The organism is Paenibacillus sp. BR2-3 (assembly GCF_046529485.1).
Taxonomy (GTDB): domain Bacteria; phylum Bacillota; class Bacilli; order Paenibacillales; family Paenibacillaceae; genus Paenibacillus_AQ.
Genome location: NZ_CP126311.1, coordinates 1,366,400 through 1,381,746 on the forward strand (window position 1 = coordinate 1,366,400; position 15,347 = coordinate 1,381,746).

The 15,347-nt window shown below is 42.3% G+C and carries 9 protein-coding genes; all 9 read left to right on the top strand.

Features of this window, described 5'->3' with window-relative positions; all coding sequences use genetic code 11:
- The first annotated feature begins 23 nt into the window (after positions 1 to 23).
- The 9 genes from PaeBR_RS06510 (at position 24) to PaeBR_RS06550 (ending at position 15,284) form a co-directional block, all read left to right on the top strand.
- Positions 24 to 2,072 (top strand): DUF4145 domain-containing protein, encoded by a 2,049-nt coding sequence (locus tag PaeBR_RS06510; RefSeq protein WP_410514050.1) that lies wholly within the window; start codon positions 24 to 26, stop codon positions 2,070 to 2,072.
- A gap of 72 nt (positions 2,073 to 2,144) precedes the next feature.
- Positions 2,145 to 2,267 carry a hypothetical protein gene (locus tag PaeBR_RS06515; protein WP_410514051.1) on the top strand — a complete coding sequence of 41 codons (123 nt, stop codon included), beginning with the start codon at positions 2,145 to 2,147 and terminating at the stop codon, positions 2,265 to 2,267.
- Positions 2,268 to 2,346: 79 nt separating this feature from the next.
- Complete coding sequence (locus PaeBR_RS06520) at positions 2,347 to 2,565, top strand: hypothetical protein (protein WP_410514052.1); 219 nt, start codon at positions 2,347 to 2,349, stop codon at positions 2,563 to 2,565.
- A gap of 49 nt (positions 2,566 to 2,614) precedes the next feature.
- On the top strand, positions 2,615 to 2,854 hold the full coding sequence (locus PaeBR_RS06525; RefSeq protein ID WP_410514053.1) for a hypothetical protein: 240 nt from the start codon (positions 2,615 to 2,617) through the stop codon (positions 2,852 to 2,854).
- 120 nt (positions 2,855 to 2,974) lie between these two features.
- Positions 2,975 to 4,036, top strand: coding sequence for a hypothetical protein (locus tag PaeBR_RS06530; protein ID WP_410514054.1), 1,062 nt, complete (start codon positions 2,975 to 2,977; stop codon positions 4,034 to 4,036).
- Complete coding sequence (locus PaeBR_RS06535) at positions 4,033 to 7,116, top strand: hypothetical protein (protein ID WP_410514055.1); 3,084 nt, start codon at positions 4,033 to 4,035, stop codon at positions 7,114 to 7,116. The genes PaeBR_RS06530 and PaeBR_RS06535 overlap by 4 nt, the downstream gene beginning before the upstream one ends.
- The gene (locus tag PaeBR_RS06540; RefSeq protein WP_410514056.1) at positions 7,113 to 9,599 is read left to right on the top strand and encodes a pPIWI_RE module domain-containing protein; all 2,487 of its coding nucleotides are present in this window, start codon (positions 7,113 to 7,115) and stop codon (positions 9,597 to 9,599) included. Before PaeBR_RS06535 ends, PaeBR_RS06540 begins: the two co-directional genes overlap by 4 nt.
- 231 nt (positions 9,600 to 9,830) lie before the next feature.
- Entirely contained in the window at positions 9,831 to 12,521 is a 2,691-nt protein-coding gene (locus PaeBR_RS06545; protein ID WP_410514057.1) for a DEAD/DEAH box helicase, read from the top strand.
- A 54-nt stretch (positions 12,522 to 12,575) separates the two neighbouring features.
- Positions 12,576 to 15,284 carry a DEAD/DEAH box helicase gene (locus PaeBR_RS06550; RefSeq protein WP_410514058.1) on the top strand — a complete coding sequence of 903 codons (2,709 nt, stop codon included), beginning with the start codon at positions 12,576 to 12,578 and terminating at the stop codon, positions 15,282 to 15,284.
- Positions 15,285 to 15,347: the final 63 nt, after the last annotated feature.

Consider the following 15,347-nt stretch of genomic DNA (forward strand, 5'->3'; position numbering starts at 1 on the left):
TACAGGAGGCGATCAACCAAGATATGGTGTCATTATTTTCTTTTTTACAAGAGGCCCATGAAGGGCTCTCCGCCTTGGCTGTTGAAGCGGAAGAAATGGTATGGAGTAACCCGCGTGCGACGCTTACACAAGGCAGATTATTCAGTGAAGAGCTGGCTTCTATAGTATCTAAGCAAGAAAGCCTGGAAAACGTATTTAGTTTGAAGCATAACGAACGTATCCATAAGCTCTCCCGAGAAGGGATTCTGCCAGATGAGATTAAGACTAGTTTTGAATGGCTGAGGTTGAGTGGTAATCAAGCCTCCCACAATGTCAAATCAATTCCACTAGATCTGGCTATTACAGCACATCGTCATATTTTCACATTGGCTTCTTGGTATGTTGAATCCTATGGATCCTTGGAAATCGAGACTCCGGCCTATCAAATGCCGCAATCATCCAAGAGTAGTCCGGAATCCGCTCCAAATATACTCGTCAACGAACAATTGGGACAGATGTTGAATGAGCAGATTGAGACGAAGTTGCTGCCGACATTAACGGAGCAGTTTAAATTTCTGCATGAAAGCATCTCTAAGGTGGCAGGTAGTCTAGATGAATGGACACGGCAAAAGCCAGTGCCAATGAAAGACAGTAATTTAAGTAGCAGAACGTTATCTATGGCAAAGGTTTCTAATGTAATAGAGTCAATCGATTCTTCCACTATAAATGGGAGGGTGGAAATCGGCAATTATCTGACAGCCCGTGGACTTTCTATCATCGACAAAAGGTCAAACGGTGGGGCTTTGTGGGTAATCGGCGGATGGGAACTCAAAGTGGAACTATTCCACTTGAAAGATCAGGGTCTGTATTTCAAATTCGCTAGAAACGGCAGCCAATCAACCAAACGGCAGCCGGCCTGGTTTTTGACAGGGAAAGTCTCTTCTGCTGAGCGCTATTTAAGCATTAATGGAATTCAGGAACAAGGCCTAGTTCATATTCAGGAGAACCAAGGGGCTGCGCTTGAACCGGTTAATGACGATCTGTCGATAAATGATCGTGAGGAGGAGCTTCTCGGCTCGCCTGTTGAATTGTTAAACGAACCGGATCTGCTGGATCTTAAGACTGCTCCTGACGTACAGGAAACGAAAGATTTGAGAGCAGAGGCAGTTTTGGAAGAACCGTCTATAGATGGCGAATCAGCCGACCAAGAAGATATTGTAAGGACTTATCGACAGCGGGAAATTCGTTTCCCGACTTCTATGTCAGGCCTTATGCTAGATGAACTGCAAATCACCGGATGTGATGTACTGCTTCGCAGTATGCGTGAAGAACTGGGCTGGACAGCGATTCATGATCTTCCACAGGAGCTTTCGAAAATTACGGAGGGTGTTAGTGGAGCTGGAGAGAAAACCGTATCCAAGTTCATTAGGCAGCTGGAACAATCGATCCAGGATGAGAAGAAGCTGATCGGTTCGGGTAGCCGAAAGGTTAATCTGGTTGTTACTTATAGAACGCTACAAAAGAAACTTGGCCGACGCCCAACTTACATGGAAATGCATTATCATGGCGGTTGTGACAGCAAAGAGTTTCGCCAACTGTTTGGCTCTTACTTTATATTTCTGTTAAGGGCAAAGGAATTGGACAAGCAGGAAGCTACAGCAGCTCAGCGCTATGAGAAATGGCTGTTGGAAGCAGAAACAACGATAATGCGAAAAAGCTATAAAATGGTTGTTCTGCTATGTATGCTGGAGCGCGGATCGGACGGCTGGATGCAGCCGATTACAGCCGAGGAAGTGGGCACCTTTTTCTTTGCTTATTACATGGATAACCCGGACAAGAAAAGCATTGACTTCTCGGATGATGAATCGCGCAAGCTATGGGACGAACCACTGGATAGAACTGCTCGCCTTATTGCAAAAATGCCAATGGGTACCTGGAGCAACAGCTCCGATAAAGTTGTAACTTATACTAAGGGGCAGTTCAAACTGTTGTTTAACATTCGGGAGAATGATAGGAAGTTGGTTTATGACTGGACGCGAGAGATATGCGAGTATCGACTTGCTAGTTATTTTGAGCGGAAGTCTGAGATATAAACTAGTTTCAAAAATATGCTGTAATCTCTGTTAGGATGAAGAGTTCTTTGTTGATCAGGAGGAATACTTAAAATGACTGAGACTCAAGAACTATGGGATGAAGATTATGAGGCAATTGAGATAGCCCAAACTATTGCTCGACGTTTGTTAAGACGTTCAGAGATTACACCAAATCAAGTGATAGGACGCACTTGATAGATTGCCTCTTGTGACATGTGGTTCGCAATGTCGATTCGAAATAAACAGTAAAGCAGGTACTGGAGAGTTTTATGAAATGATTTCGATTGTTTTCGAAATAAATGAATCTGAATTTGAAATATTCATAAGTAGTTATAGTTATGATCCTGTTGTTGGCGGAGATAGTTATTCCGAACCTGGTTGGGGTTTTGGTATAAATGGCTATAGCAATAGGAAATGTGAACTTTATAGCCTTCAGGAGAGAATTGAAGGCGTACTTAATCTGAACAGTGTGGAGATTATAGTCGGATTTTAATTGAGAACATAATTAAAGGACTTATTTGATATTTAGTGGTTGGTTCGATTTGAAAATGGCTCAAGTTGAACTTTTAGATGACGCTAATATTTCGATTTTGGCTGTAAGACTCGAAGGAAATAAAGTGTACTTCATAGATTTCAAAGAGCTTAGGAAATTGATAACTCCTGATTACATTGTATTTACACCTCATATAGGTGAACATTGGAAATTTTTTGTTTGGGAGTCTTATATCGAAATTCAAGGAAATCGAAATAAATATTTTACTCAGCCAGAATTGGTTTCTTGAAATAGTGATTTCACAAGAGTTCAAAAATTCAGTTTAGGAACATACATTCGCTGACAACTCTTAGTCACACCCATAGTTTATCCTATACCTAACCTAATCTTCTAAATAGGATGGTGCTCTATGGCTAAAACACATGACACTCTTCTGTCCCTGATCACAGGCATTAACGAATGGCAAGGCAACTACGGCAAGATTCCGGACGAGCTTTATAAGGGAATGCTTTTATTCATAGAACAGACAGCTGCTTCTACAGATCAACCTCCGGTTGATTTGTATCATCTACTGAAAATTCTTCATCGCCCCTCCAAAGAATGGGGAATCCCTGACCTCAAGGACTATTACCCCGAAGACGCTCCTTTATTGGAAGAATTCATTGGCCTGACGCCGGATGCTGATGAGTTCCTGAACCGTCATGTCTCCCCACAGGATGCTGAGCAACAGACTATGTATGAGATCCTGATGTACTGCCGAGAAGAAGGCCGGCAGCTTCAGCAGGAATATACTCGCATCCGCACGTTTCTATCTAATCCACAAAATGCCGTAGTTACTTCCTTTCAATTGTCCCAATTTGCTGATACATTCCTTGATGTTCAACTAACGAATCTGATCAAACAATGTTATGAAGAAATAACACCTACGGTGGCAAACTTTCGGAAGTGCCCCCACTGTGGCTGGACCCTGGAGTATAAGAATGACCGGTGGCGTTGTAATAAGGAAGATATCTGTCATCTGCTTGCTGATTTTGAGCGCATGAGTTCTTTTGATTTTGGTAGGGAAAGAGTATTGCGGCTTGTGTCCGGAATTCAAAGGTTTGTATTGCTACCGGGAATATCTGAAATTAGAATCGCCGAACGATTGATTCATAAAGGATATCAGGTCGAGCTCTATCCCAATGTGGATGAATATGATCTCTTGGTATCCGGGGATGGCAAGAGAATACTTCTTGATGTCAAGGATTTCAGAGATCCACGGACGCTTGCTAATTTCTTCAATCATCAGAGTCCTGTCTACCTGGAAAAGTACAAGAATAAATGCCTTATTGTAGTTCCGAATTATCGCAGCCAGCTCTTGGCATCTTATCGTGAACGAAGTATGAATCTGCTAAACGAAACTGCTCGGGAGTATATCGAAATGATCATGGAGAAGGAAATTGAATCCACGCTGAAGAAGGTGTTTCTGTGAGGCAGACTTATTGGGAGCTTTCAGAAGGTATCATCAAGGAATTTGAATCACTTCAACTGCGTAAATCCGAAATTAACCTTCTGGTGAGCATGGAATTATTCATTACAGGATGCACTTTGATCGATCCTAAGCTATCCATCCATCAGGCGTGGTCAGTTCTGGTTGGTTACAATGAACCCATTCTGAAACATACAACTCGCTCGGATATCATCACCCGGCTGAGAATTCTATTTCCTGAACTGCGAACCAAGAAGAATCTCCTGAAACGAATCAATGCCTATGGGGAAATTGGGAGTGAGTATCGGTTATACGAGATCAAGGAGGATGAAGGAGCTATTCGAATTGCTCCGCGTTATTTAATTGACCGTTCTTCTATCTATAGCAGTATCCTTGAACACCCCATACCACGCCAGTTGAATACTAAACCCTTTGCTAATGAAAAAGAGTTTACATACTCTCGAAGGATTCGAGGTGGGCAATGGATCACCTTCAACGGGAAAATCCCTGAATCAATGATCTCAAATGAAATCAAATCTCTGCCAGCTTATCGGCCTAAAAGAATATTTAAGCTTTCGGTCCCATATAACGGAGCTGTATTAGCAACTAAGATGGATCAACTCATGGGAGCATCGGCCATGTGGGTAAGTAGAGCCAAGTCTGTGCTTTTGGAATCGCTTGATGGTATGGATCTAGAATTTGTGTATCAAGGGAATCAGCACATTGGTGGGGGACTTGGAGCAGGGAAGTCGACTTTTATGATGATGGAAGCCTATCGGTTGGTAAAACAAGAGGGTGCAAGGGTAGGATTCATTGAAGGTAGCGTTATGCAAGCCCTCGAACGTGTCAGAGAACTACGTAAGCTTGGAATACTTGCTGTTCCTGTTATTGGGAGAACCTCCAGAGAAGATCATCTTAATAACTATTTGTTTGCGAATAGCAGTGGCATTCAAGAGATTAGTGATTGGCAGAGCCAGCTGTATGAGTCACTTATTCATTTATCTGACGTCTGTATCATTAAAGCTTTGGCTGAAGATTATGATCGCAGCAGTAGATATCCTTGTATCCAGTTGCAGCAAGATGATACATCTGTGAAATGCCCGCTTGCACATGTCTGTGGTGTATATAAAGATCTATCTTCCTTGCAGAATGCTGAGGTATGGGTTGCAACTGCGCCGAGTGTGCTGAAGACACGTATATCAGCAGTGATTGATCCCTTGGAGAGAACGATTTACGAAGCCATGTATGACCTACTCGATGTTGTTTTTGTAGATGAAGCAGATCAGGTGCAGAAGCAGTTTGATGAGACCTTTTTGACACAATACAATGTGTTCGGGGCAACTGACGATATCTTTGAACAGCTGAGATATGAGTCTAATGAACTTACTAGAGGACAATATGGTCAGTATGCTGGTGATTCTGCCATTATCGAGTGGAACGATAGACTCCGCATGCTTGACCAGATGATCTGGCAAATTTATCGTAAGCTGGAGTTATCTCAGACGCTGCGGAAGGATATACGGAATAATCTGATTCGGGTGGCAGCACTGGCTGGCACACTAAGTGAAAAACTCTCTGACAATTCTCAATTACAGTCAAGATTATTCAAACGTTTCAGCGAATACGCCTCAGACCCATACAAGGATCCATTACTCTCAAGAATCGTTGATGAGATTGTAGAGGCAGAGAGCCCCGAGCAGAAGCAGAGACTCCTGGAGCAGATTATAACCAAAGTAAGCGGGGTCCTTAAACCAAAGGTGAAAAAAGAACTGCTCTTTGTGCAACTTGAATTCTTCTTGTACTTATGTAGGGCAGAGGAGAGTATCAAATACATTTTAACTACGTTTCCTATGATTCAAGCTAAACTTGGCCTATCGATTAATTTCTCACCGTTGTTTACTATGCAGAAGGATTGTCAGGCATTTATGAAAGAAGCGATGACCGGGATTACCTTGGGATATAAATATGACTTGCCTGACAATGAAAAGACCGGGAAGTTCAAGCTGATTGAATACACTGCTGTGGGCCGTCTGCTGCTTCATGATTGGCATAATCTGTATCAAGAATGTGACGGGAAAGCAGGTCCTGCGGTTGTATTTCTCTCTGGAACCAGTCATGCTCCGAAGTCGGCTCATTATGACTTGAAGACACCTTCAGAATGGTTGCTACGAGCAAACCGCAAGAGCTCAGTTATTCAGATGAATTATAAGCCCGTGCTTGATGAGGTTCGTGGAGAATTTTATTCGGTGTCAGGTATTCGTGATCCAGAACAAAGAGATCAATATTTAAGTGGGATGGTACAGCATCTAAAGCCAGATATTGAATATGAACTGAATCACTGGAGAACTGAAGGTAACAGCAGGAGAGTATTGCTGGTTGTGAACTCTTATGATGATGTTGAAACTGTCTGCAGTGTTTTTCGAAATGATCGAACTTGGACGGGCAGATATAAGGCGCTCTCAAGAGATGATGGTCACCAAGAAGATCAGTATTCCAGAGTATTGATCGAGTCCTTTTATCGGGACCGGGCTGAGGTATTGATTGTACCCCTATTGTCCGTTGGTCGGGGATATAACATATTAGATAGTCAGGGAGAGGCCCTCTTCGGTTCAGTATTCTTTCTGGTTCGTCCTTACCCCATACCCAATGATCTGAATTATCTTGTTCAGGTCCTGCATGCGTATTTGCCAGAATATTTGCGTCGGATAGAAGGAAAGAACCTTGTTTACGATAAGGCGGTTACCAAACTACGGCAAATTAGCAGCGGTAAGCTGGAGCATATGTATATGAAACCGGATTTCTGGTCGATCTTAAGTCCGAAAGAAAGAGAGATTATGGGGTGGTACACTTTTGTTCCGGTGTGGCAGATGATCGGCCGTTTGCTGCGTGGGGGGTTAGATGCCCGTGTCTACTTCTGTGATGCTAAGTTCAACGCTAAGCCAGCAGGTAACCTTGAAGGATATTCGATGCTTGAAGTATGGGCAGCAATTATGCACAAGAACAAGAAGGATACTATTTTCCAAAGTTTATATGGGCCCTTTAGCGAAGCGATTCATAATATGAATATGGGAGGCAGTATATGAACAAAATGGAGCTCTTTGCACTGGAAGTAAATGAAGCGGTATTCTATCATGAAACGATTCATGTCATGCATATGCCGGACAGCTGGCGCAATTTTTTTATTACACAAGCGACACCTCAAAACCACAAGCTTGCATATAAGGTTGAACCTCTTTGCAAGAAGCTAAAGAGTATATTCCCGGAGATTGTTCATGTGGATTTAAATAATAAAGTATTGCAAAAAGACTTGCCATGGATTGTTTCTACTGTTGAAATTCCAAAGTCTCATATTAAAAAGCTCACTCTAGGCTGGTTTGCACATTTAAAAGGATATTCAGCAGCTAATCTACCGGAGGAGATTAAAGAGGCTGAAATGGAATGGGAAACTTCTACTTTTGGTGAGCTTCATGAATCTATTGATAAATACCAATGGCTTCCTGGCTTGGCAGCTCATAAGTTCTGTGAAGAACTGCGAACGGTTGAGTTAGGGCAAGGTATTGTAGAGGAACTCCAGTTTCATCATACGATCTTTAATAATCAGCATGAATGTGTCTCCACTCCGATCAGGAAATCAACAAAACACGATCCTTTTTCTTATGTACTAAAGGTTGAACTGAAGAATCGTGGTGGGGATGCTGATAGACCGCTTATTCTTGTTACTGTAGGTACAAGGCGGTATTTGAAGAACGCACAAATTAAGGAAGGTTCCTGTTATTTAAAAGCGGATCATGCCTGTTCTGTTCTTGTGTCAGTCCGTAATCCGTATACATTGCAAGAGAAGCTTTCTTTTTCACAGCTTCAGTTTGAGCGTCGTGCTGGTAGTGGACAGGGAACACCGCCTTTTGCAGTCTGGAAAACAGCCCTGGATGGTTTGTATTGGGATGTTCTGTACGGAGAATCCTTCGAACCGGATATGTTGCTCTCTAATCCTGCTGCATTCCTGGACGGAAATGGTGAAGTTACTGCCTATGTAGTCAATCATCATTCGTTCAATGGAAAAGGTAACTTTGTGAAGTCAGGACTCGGGTTGTCGGAGAAAAGTGGTCTGTTTAATAATTTTAAAGAAGTACTTGCTATGTATCATCTAACACCGTTATTTCATATTCCGGAGATCCCTCGTAAGCGTATGAATGATATTCGGTTCCCCATTGTCGCGCATCAAGCAGAAAAGCTAATTATTGAGGTTTATAGTAGTGAAGCAATGTTTACTGCAATGAAAGAAGTTTATACGACTGAACAAAAATCACTGGAAAATAAATCTATAATCTTTAATCGTCAAATTTCAGAGAATGTTTATGGTCTCAATTGCGATAAGGATGTAACCGTAGAATTCGTACACTGCAGTCCTGTTGAAATTGTAAGTGAACTGGAAGTTGGAAGATATAAAGCTGATGTTGCCTTTATCAAGCGAGTGAATCAAATTAACAAGCTGCTTAATGAAGAACGGTCTTCCGGGGATCAGCGGTCATTGGCATTAGTGGAGATTGCGCCTAAAGAAAACTGGAGCAAAGACGGTGATCCTAAGAGAGCTATAAGAGAAGGGATGAAAAAGGCAAGACGTCTTACTCAGTTCATACATCCTCTTACAGGAGATGAGAAGGGGGATACTGCTCGCATAATCAATGCAATATTTGATTTGCTTAATGATGCAGGCTTCCTAAGCAACAATGTGTCTAAGCTAGATTCATACGGTCCAATTCTGTCATTCAATATTTTAAAAGCAGACAACAAACATTTACCTGTCATATCAAAAATGGACGGTACAGAAATAATGTTAAAGATATTCGGAATTGAGTCATGGTTACCATTAGGAGAGGCACCTTTTTACCTGGAACAGGTAAAAATGTTGGACAATCCGGGCAAATGGAACCAAAGCAAACAGGTTTTTCTAGATTTTATAGTCAGAGTTATTGAGAGTGAGCTTGGTCAAGATGTGAAGCAGCTAACAGTAATGATGAATGCGACGCTGAGAAAGGACTGGCTTCCAGTCATTCGAAATACTGACCTTCAATACGATAAAGTTCCATATCTGAGTGAACGGCTAGTAAATGATGCCCGTCTTAAGTTTATACGTGTCAATATGACGGATGATGTGCCGCAATATAGGATTATTGAAGATGATGCTGAAGAGAAATTCAACAAAGCTTCGGGGATTTTCAAAGATCCACTAGGGATATATTATGGTGTTGGTGGAAGGCCAAGAGCATGGTCTGGTGTGAGAAACGAGGATATCAAGTTCCTGTCACCTAGCAAACTGCTGCTTCAGCAGAAAGCGGTTGAGTACATCCCTCTGGGAGAGCTGGATGAGATGGAACGTGATGATCTGGCTAATTTAGTTGATCAACTGCGAAGAGTAGGTCTGAACTACGATAAACATACAATATATCCGTATGGCATACGGATCACAAAATTTCTGTCGAAATATTTAACTGGGGAAGAGAAGAATTATGATCCGGAGTTTGATGAGGGAGTGGTGTTTTGGGAGGAGGTTGAGGAGTTGGTGTAGTGTGTATTCTTATAGGTACAGGCAATATAAAGCTGAGATTAATCAAGACGACATACTTGTCGTCTTTTTTAGTTAGCTTTTAGTTAGCAAGGACTTCTGACCTGTTTTGTCGAATTAATTCGAATAAGGGAATATTTTCAAATGAACATACGTTCGCTGACATGTGGATGTCTAGGTAATATGGTCTAATGGAAACAGGCGGTAAGATGAATGGATGGAGGCGGAGTAGAAATGGCATTTCTGAAATGTTCAGTATGTTCAAGCATGCTTAAGGCTGTTCAAATATCTCATAGAATTAGTCAGGTTGGAGAGCAGCGGAGATTAGAGTATACCCCCACTGGAATCCAATGTTCAGATTGGTCACCCATAATGGAAATCTATAAAAATCATCTGGAAGGAGTCTACTGCCCGGAATGTCAGGCCGTTGTCCATCTGGAAAAAGCTGAAATTCCGTTGTGCGAAGATTCTCGGATTCCGGGTGTGAGCAGTAGTGAGTTCTCCGCTCATGAAGTTCTGGAGAAGCTAAAAGCATTAGCCGATGTTGAGGATGCAGAGATCTACGTACATACGTTACCGGCCAAAGAAGCTATTTATGCAGAAATTCCAGATTTCACACCGCAGCCGATACGGGAAGCTTTGAGCCGAATGGGCATAAATCAACTTTATGTTCATCAGAGGGAAGCAGCAGAAGCGGTCCATGCAAAATCTAATGTGGTGTTAGTTACTTCTACTTCTTCAGGAAAGACCTTGTCATACAACTTGCCTATTCTTAGTTATCTTTATGAACACCCGGAAGATAAAGCATTGTACCTGTTTCCAACCAAAGCCTTAGCTAATGATCAGTTGGATCAGCTCAAACGGTTTGGCGAAATAAACCCATCTGCTCAACCATCCTTGGATGATTGGTTTGAGACCCCATTGAAGTTGGGCGAACGTATCATTCATGTAGGTCGACTGGATGGGGATACCGAAAATGGGCCAAGGCAGCGGATCATGGAACAAGCACAGATATGGATGAGCAACCCGGATATGATTCATCATTCTATCCTTGATCAGGTGCAAGTGTTGAAATATACTTCTGGTCAGCATATCCGAAATTATCTCAGAAATCTCAAATTCATAGTGTTGGACGAGATGCATTTGTATCGCGGTACGTTTGGGTCCCATGTTGCACTTGTACTACGCCGATTGCTTAAGGTTTGCCGTGAGCTAGGAAATGATAATAATATCCAGATAATTACCAGTTCGGCTACAATTGATAATCCAGTGAAGTTAGCCCAAGATCTTACAGGTCTCGCGGAGTTTGTCCTCATTGATACGGATGGTTCTGCTCATAAACGCAAAGAAATCGTTCTATGGAATCCAGGGATATCAGCGGGTGAGCAGGTTAGACGCGCCCCTTCGACAGATGCGATTACAATTGCGAAGCAAGCAATGACAATGAACCAGAAAGTAATCAAGAGCATTATCTTTCAACCCTCCCGGAGTCAAACGATGGTATTCACCAAATACATTAAAGATGTTTTGAGACAGCCTCTTCGCCTGCCAAAGGAACGTGTGGAAGGAGAGAAATTAGCCGTTTTTTATACTGGAATATTGTCTAATGAGACTCGGAAACGCATTATCGAACGTCTGAAATCCCACGATATCCACGTCATCATTACTACGAATGCGCTTGAGGTCGGTATTGATATTGGAGATCTGAGTCTGGCTGTATTGGTCGGTTACCCTGGCTCCAAAGCAGCATTCTCTCAGCAGATTGGTCGTGTGGGTCGTAAAGGTGAGGGAGTTGCGATACTTATTTGGCAGGATGATCCGCTTCAGCAATATTACATGCGCAATCCACATGAATTTCTCCATAAAGCTCCTGAAGTTGTAAGAATTAATCCAACCAACTACAAGTTGCTGGCTCTTCATATACCTTTACTAAAAGACGAGCTTGGGCGGGAAATAACTGAAATGGATATGCAAAGTATGTTTCCAAACTTGCCTAAAGAATATATTCAAACCGTCTTGCAGACCGCGGTTGCAGCAGAAGGAATAGATGAAGTAGTTGTTGATAAGAAGTTTAGTCTCCGTTCTATCTCAGGTCAGAGCTACAGTGTATCTATTCGTGGACAGAATCACTCTGTAGTGGATGGCCTGGATGAATGGAGTGCCATGAGGGATTTCCATGAAGGAGCCATCTATTGGACACCAGGCGATAAAGCCTATCGTGTAGATTCCATTAATCGCCGGAAGGGTGAAATTATTCTTTTGCCTATCCAGGAGTTGACTTACCACACTCAATCTTCATATAAAGATAAAATTGATGTTATCCAAACGTATCAGAAACATGATCTTGAAGGCGTTCAAATGGCTTATGGTGAGCTGGAGATTAAGAGAAGTGTATTTGGTTACAGAAAGCTTTTCTTTGGTCAAAAGGGCGATTCGGAACAGGTAGCACTATCCCATCCTTCGGTAACGAAATTCGCTCCGGAAGGAGCTTGGCTAACCATAACAGATTCAGATTGGCTGCAGTTGAAAGAGAATGTCCAGGAATGGGTAAGTGAACAACGAACTGCCGACCTTTTAATAGAGGCTTCGCTGCACGCAGCTCAGCATGCCATGACATCGGTGATTCCTGATATGATTATCTGTGATGCTAATGATTTTACGGGCTTCTCCGCTAGCGGAATATCTGCATTTGCTAATCGACCGGTGATTGGATTTTATGGAGAAAACGGCTCTGGACTTGGAACAATCGAGGCTATTTATGAGAATACGCATAAATTGATGCGCAAGGCACTTGAGCTTATGGAGAGCTGTCCTTGCAGTGAAGGATGTCCAAGTTGTGTTCAACTTCCGGGTAAGTACAATGTTGAACTATTTAAGCCTGGGGCAAAGATACTCCTGAATACTTTAATTGAGAGGAACGATTAAGAGATGCCTCTAATATGTTCAGCTTGTGGAGTGGTTAGACCCTATGGCGATTTTGTGCAGATCAGCTATAAAGCAGACCCCAAAGGGTATTGTCGGGAAATTCAACAACGAGCGAATGGACTGCATATGGCGGATTGGACCTCTCTTAAAGCCGAATATGATAATTATAGCAATCAAGAAGAGGGTATCTTTTGCATTCAAGATGGAAGTCCCATGATGAGCAGTCTACTGATGACTGAAGAAGTTGATATGCTTCTGGATAGAAGACTTCCAGTGCAGCAAACTTTTCAAAGCAGTGTCCAGGCTGGACAATTAATAGAATTAAGTGAACGCGTTCGAGCTGAAATATATGTGCATGAAACTGATGAGGTCCAAGGTGTGTACGATGAGCATATGCCTATGGCGGGGTGGATGCGCAGTAAGCTTGAAACCATGGGGGTTAACAAGCTATATAAGCATCAGGCTGAGGCTGTGGAAGCGATAAGAGAAGGACGTAATGTGGTCATTTGCACAAAGACGGCATCCGGTAAATCATTGTCTTACAACATTCCAATTATGGAGAAGCTCGTAGCTGATCCAGAGGCTTGCGCGCTCTATTTATCCCCCTTTAAGGCCTTGGTTGAGGATCAATTTGCTCATTTACAACAGTGGGCGGATTTGGAGGAAGAGAGTATAGACAATTTCAAAATGTCTGGCTACGCTAAGCTTAGGCTTCATGGAACAGAAGTGACGGCGGGTCTTCTTTTTGGCCAACGAAATATTCCCCAGCATTTGAGGAAAGATCGAGCCTCCAGTCTGGTATTCGAACAAGGACGCTATTGGCTTACCAATGTTCATTATTTGCATCCCATTCTTCAAAGTATAGGAGCACAAACAGGGAAGGCCCCACAGTTAATGCGGTTTCTGAAAAATCTTCGTTATATTGTAATAGATGAGCTGCATCATTACTCGGGCCTAATCGGATCGAAGGTTTCCATGCTTATACGTCGCATAAGAATGATATGTGAAAGATTAGGTAATAGGGAGGTCCAATTCATAGCCTGCTCTGCTACTATTGCAAATCCCAAATATTTGGCTGAAGAATTAACAGGTAAGAGAGGTATACAAGGGTTTTATGAAGTGATGGAAAGCAAGGCACCAATTAATAAAAAGGATATTGTTCTATGGAACCCTGGTCTTATAGAAATGGAGCATAAAAGAAGAGCAGTTGTATCCGATCTTTATGAAATCCTTAAAACTACTTACAGCAATGGGCAATGGCCGAGAAGTATTATTTTCTCCAGTAATCGTCAACAGGCTCAGCTTCTTAGTCGAGAGCTCAATATGATTCTAAGAACACACCTTAATGAGTGTGGAACGATGGAGTTGAAAGAGGGGCAGGATTTATTCCTTCCTTATCATGCTAATTTACCTCAGGAAATCAAGGAGCAAACCATTAAAAAGCTACAACAAGGCGAAATATTGGGTGTTGTCACTACCAAAGCCTTGGAGGTAGGAATTGATGTGGATTGTCTGGATATTTGCATCATGCTCGGTTATCCTGGATCTCATGCTTCATTCTGGCAACAAGCTGGTCGAGTAGGGAGAAGCGGAGATGGTTTAGTGATCATGATGGTACAAGAAGAGCCGCTTCAACAATATTATGCTCGTAATCCGCTAGAGTTCTTCCAACAGTCTCCGGAATCTGCTGCTATCAACATTAATAACCCCAAAATATTAAAGGAACATCTTGTTTATGCCGCATATGAGCAAGCTGGGACGATCTATAATGCCATTAATTACGTTCGGGCCGGTGTTCTTCGGAAGGTTGTCGCTGAGGTTGACGAACAATGGCAACATTCTGAAGGGAAACTAGTATATTTGGAAGAGCCTCCAAAGTATCAGACATTAATAGCAATGGGTGAAACCTACGTCGTTGTGAGCAAAATGGGCTGGAATGAAACGATATTGTTCCAAAATGTGGATAATCGATCTCTGATAAGAGATTACCATGTAGATGCCGTCTTTTTGGGATCAGATAACCGCAGTTTTTACAAAGTGAAGTGGATCGACAAGAAGCAGCGGAAGGTCTTGGCGGAACAAGTACGATCGGACTATCTTACGCGTGGAATTGTAAGGGATAGTATCGAAGTGAGTGATATTACTAAATGCATATTTGATGGCAATGAGTTGAAAGCGAATATTGGTAATATAATTGTCAAACGAAGCACATTCGGCTACAAGAAAATGTACACACACAGCGCCAAACCATTGGAAACGGTGCAGCTAACCAATACTTATCCGGTTTCGTTTCAAACGGAGGCCTTGTGGTTGATATGGGATGAACATGGTAAAAGTGAGTTCAGAAATTTTTTTGCGAGCATACAAACAGTATCAGATCTTACATTCGAGGAGCTTCTCGATGGAAGTATACATGCTGTTGAACATGCGCTTGCCGCAGCAATTCCAGCTATTGTGAAATGCAGCGCTGCTGACTTTCAACATATTTCATTTCACTCGAGTTCAACATTATTCGGGATGCCGGGTCTATTCATATATGATAGTCAAGCCGGAGGGGGCTCCGGGATCGTAGAGGTTGTCGCTGAAAAGTTTAACGTGCTGTTGAAAAAGGCTGAACTAATGATGACAAGCTGTAGCTGTTCTAATGGCTGCCCGTCTTGTGTCCAGCTCTTCCAATGTGAGCGTCAGAATGAACCATTGCATAAGGCCGGTGGGGTGGTTGTTATTCAGTCACTTCAGAGATATTTCAAGGAAATTCTATAAAAGTTATTTAGAGATCGAGAATTAAGGCATTTATGTAATTGAACTGAATGGTTTGAATTAATG

What these genes read in the sequence shown, in the direction of transcription:
- PaeBR_RS06510 (WP_410514050.1), top strand. Translation starts at nt 24, where the DNA reads ATGGTGTCATTATTTTCTTTTTTACAAGAGGCCCATGAAGGGCTCTCC.
- PaeBR_RS06515 (WP_410514051.1), top strand. Translation starts at nt 2,145, where the DNA reads ATGACTGAGACTCAAGAACTATGGGATGAAGATTATGAGGCAATTGAG.
- PaeBR_RS06520 (WP_410514052.1), top strand. Translation starts at nt 2,347, where the DNA reads ATGATTTCGATTGTTTTCGAAATAAATGAATCTGAATTTGAAATATTC.
- PaeBR_RS06530 (WP_410514054.1), top strand. Translation starts at nt 2,975, where the DNA reads ATGGCTAAAACACATGACACTCTTCTGTCCCTGATCACAGGCATTAAC.
- PaeBR_RS06540 (WP_410514056.1), top strand. Translation starts at nt 7,113, where the DNA reads ATGAACAAAATGGAGCTCTTTGCACTGGAAGTAAATGAAGCGGTATTC.
- PaeBR_RS06545 (WP_410514057.1), top strand. Translation starts at nt 9,831, where the DNA reads ATGGCATTTCTGAAATGTTCAGTATGTTCAAGCATGCTTAAGGCTGTT.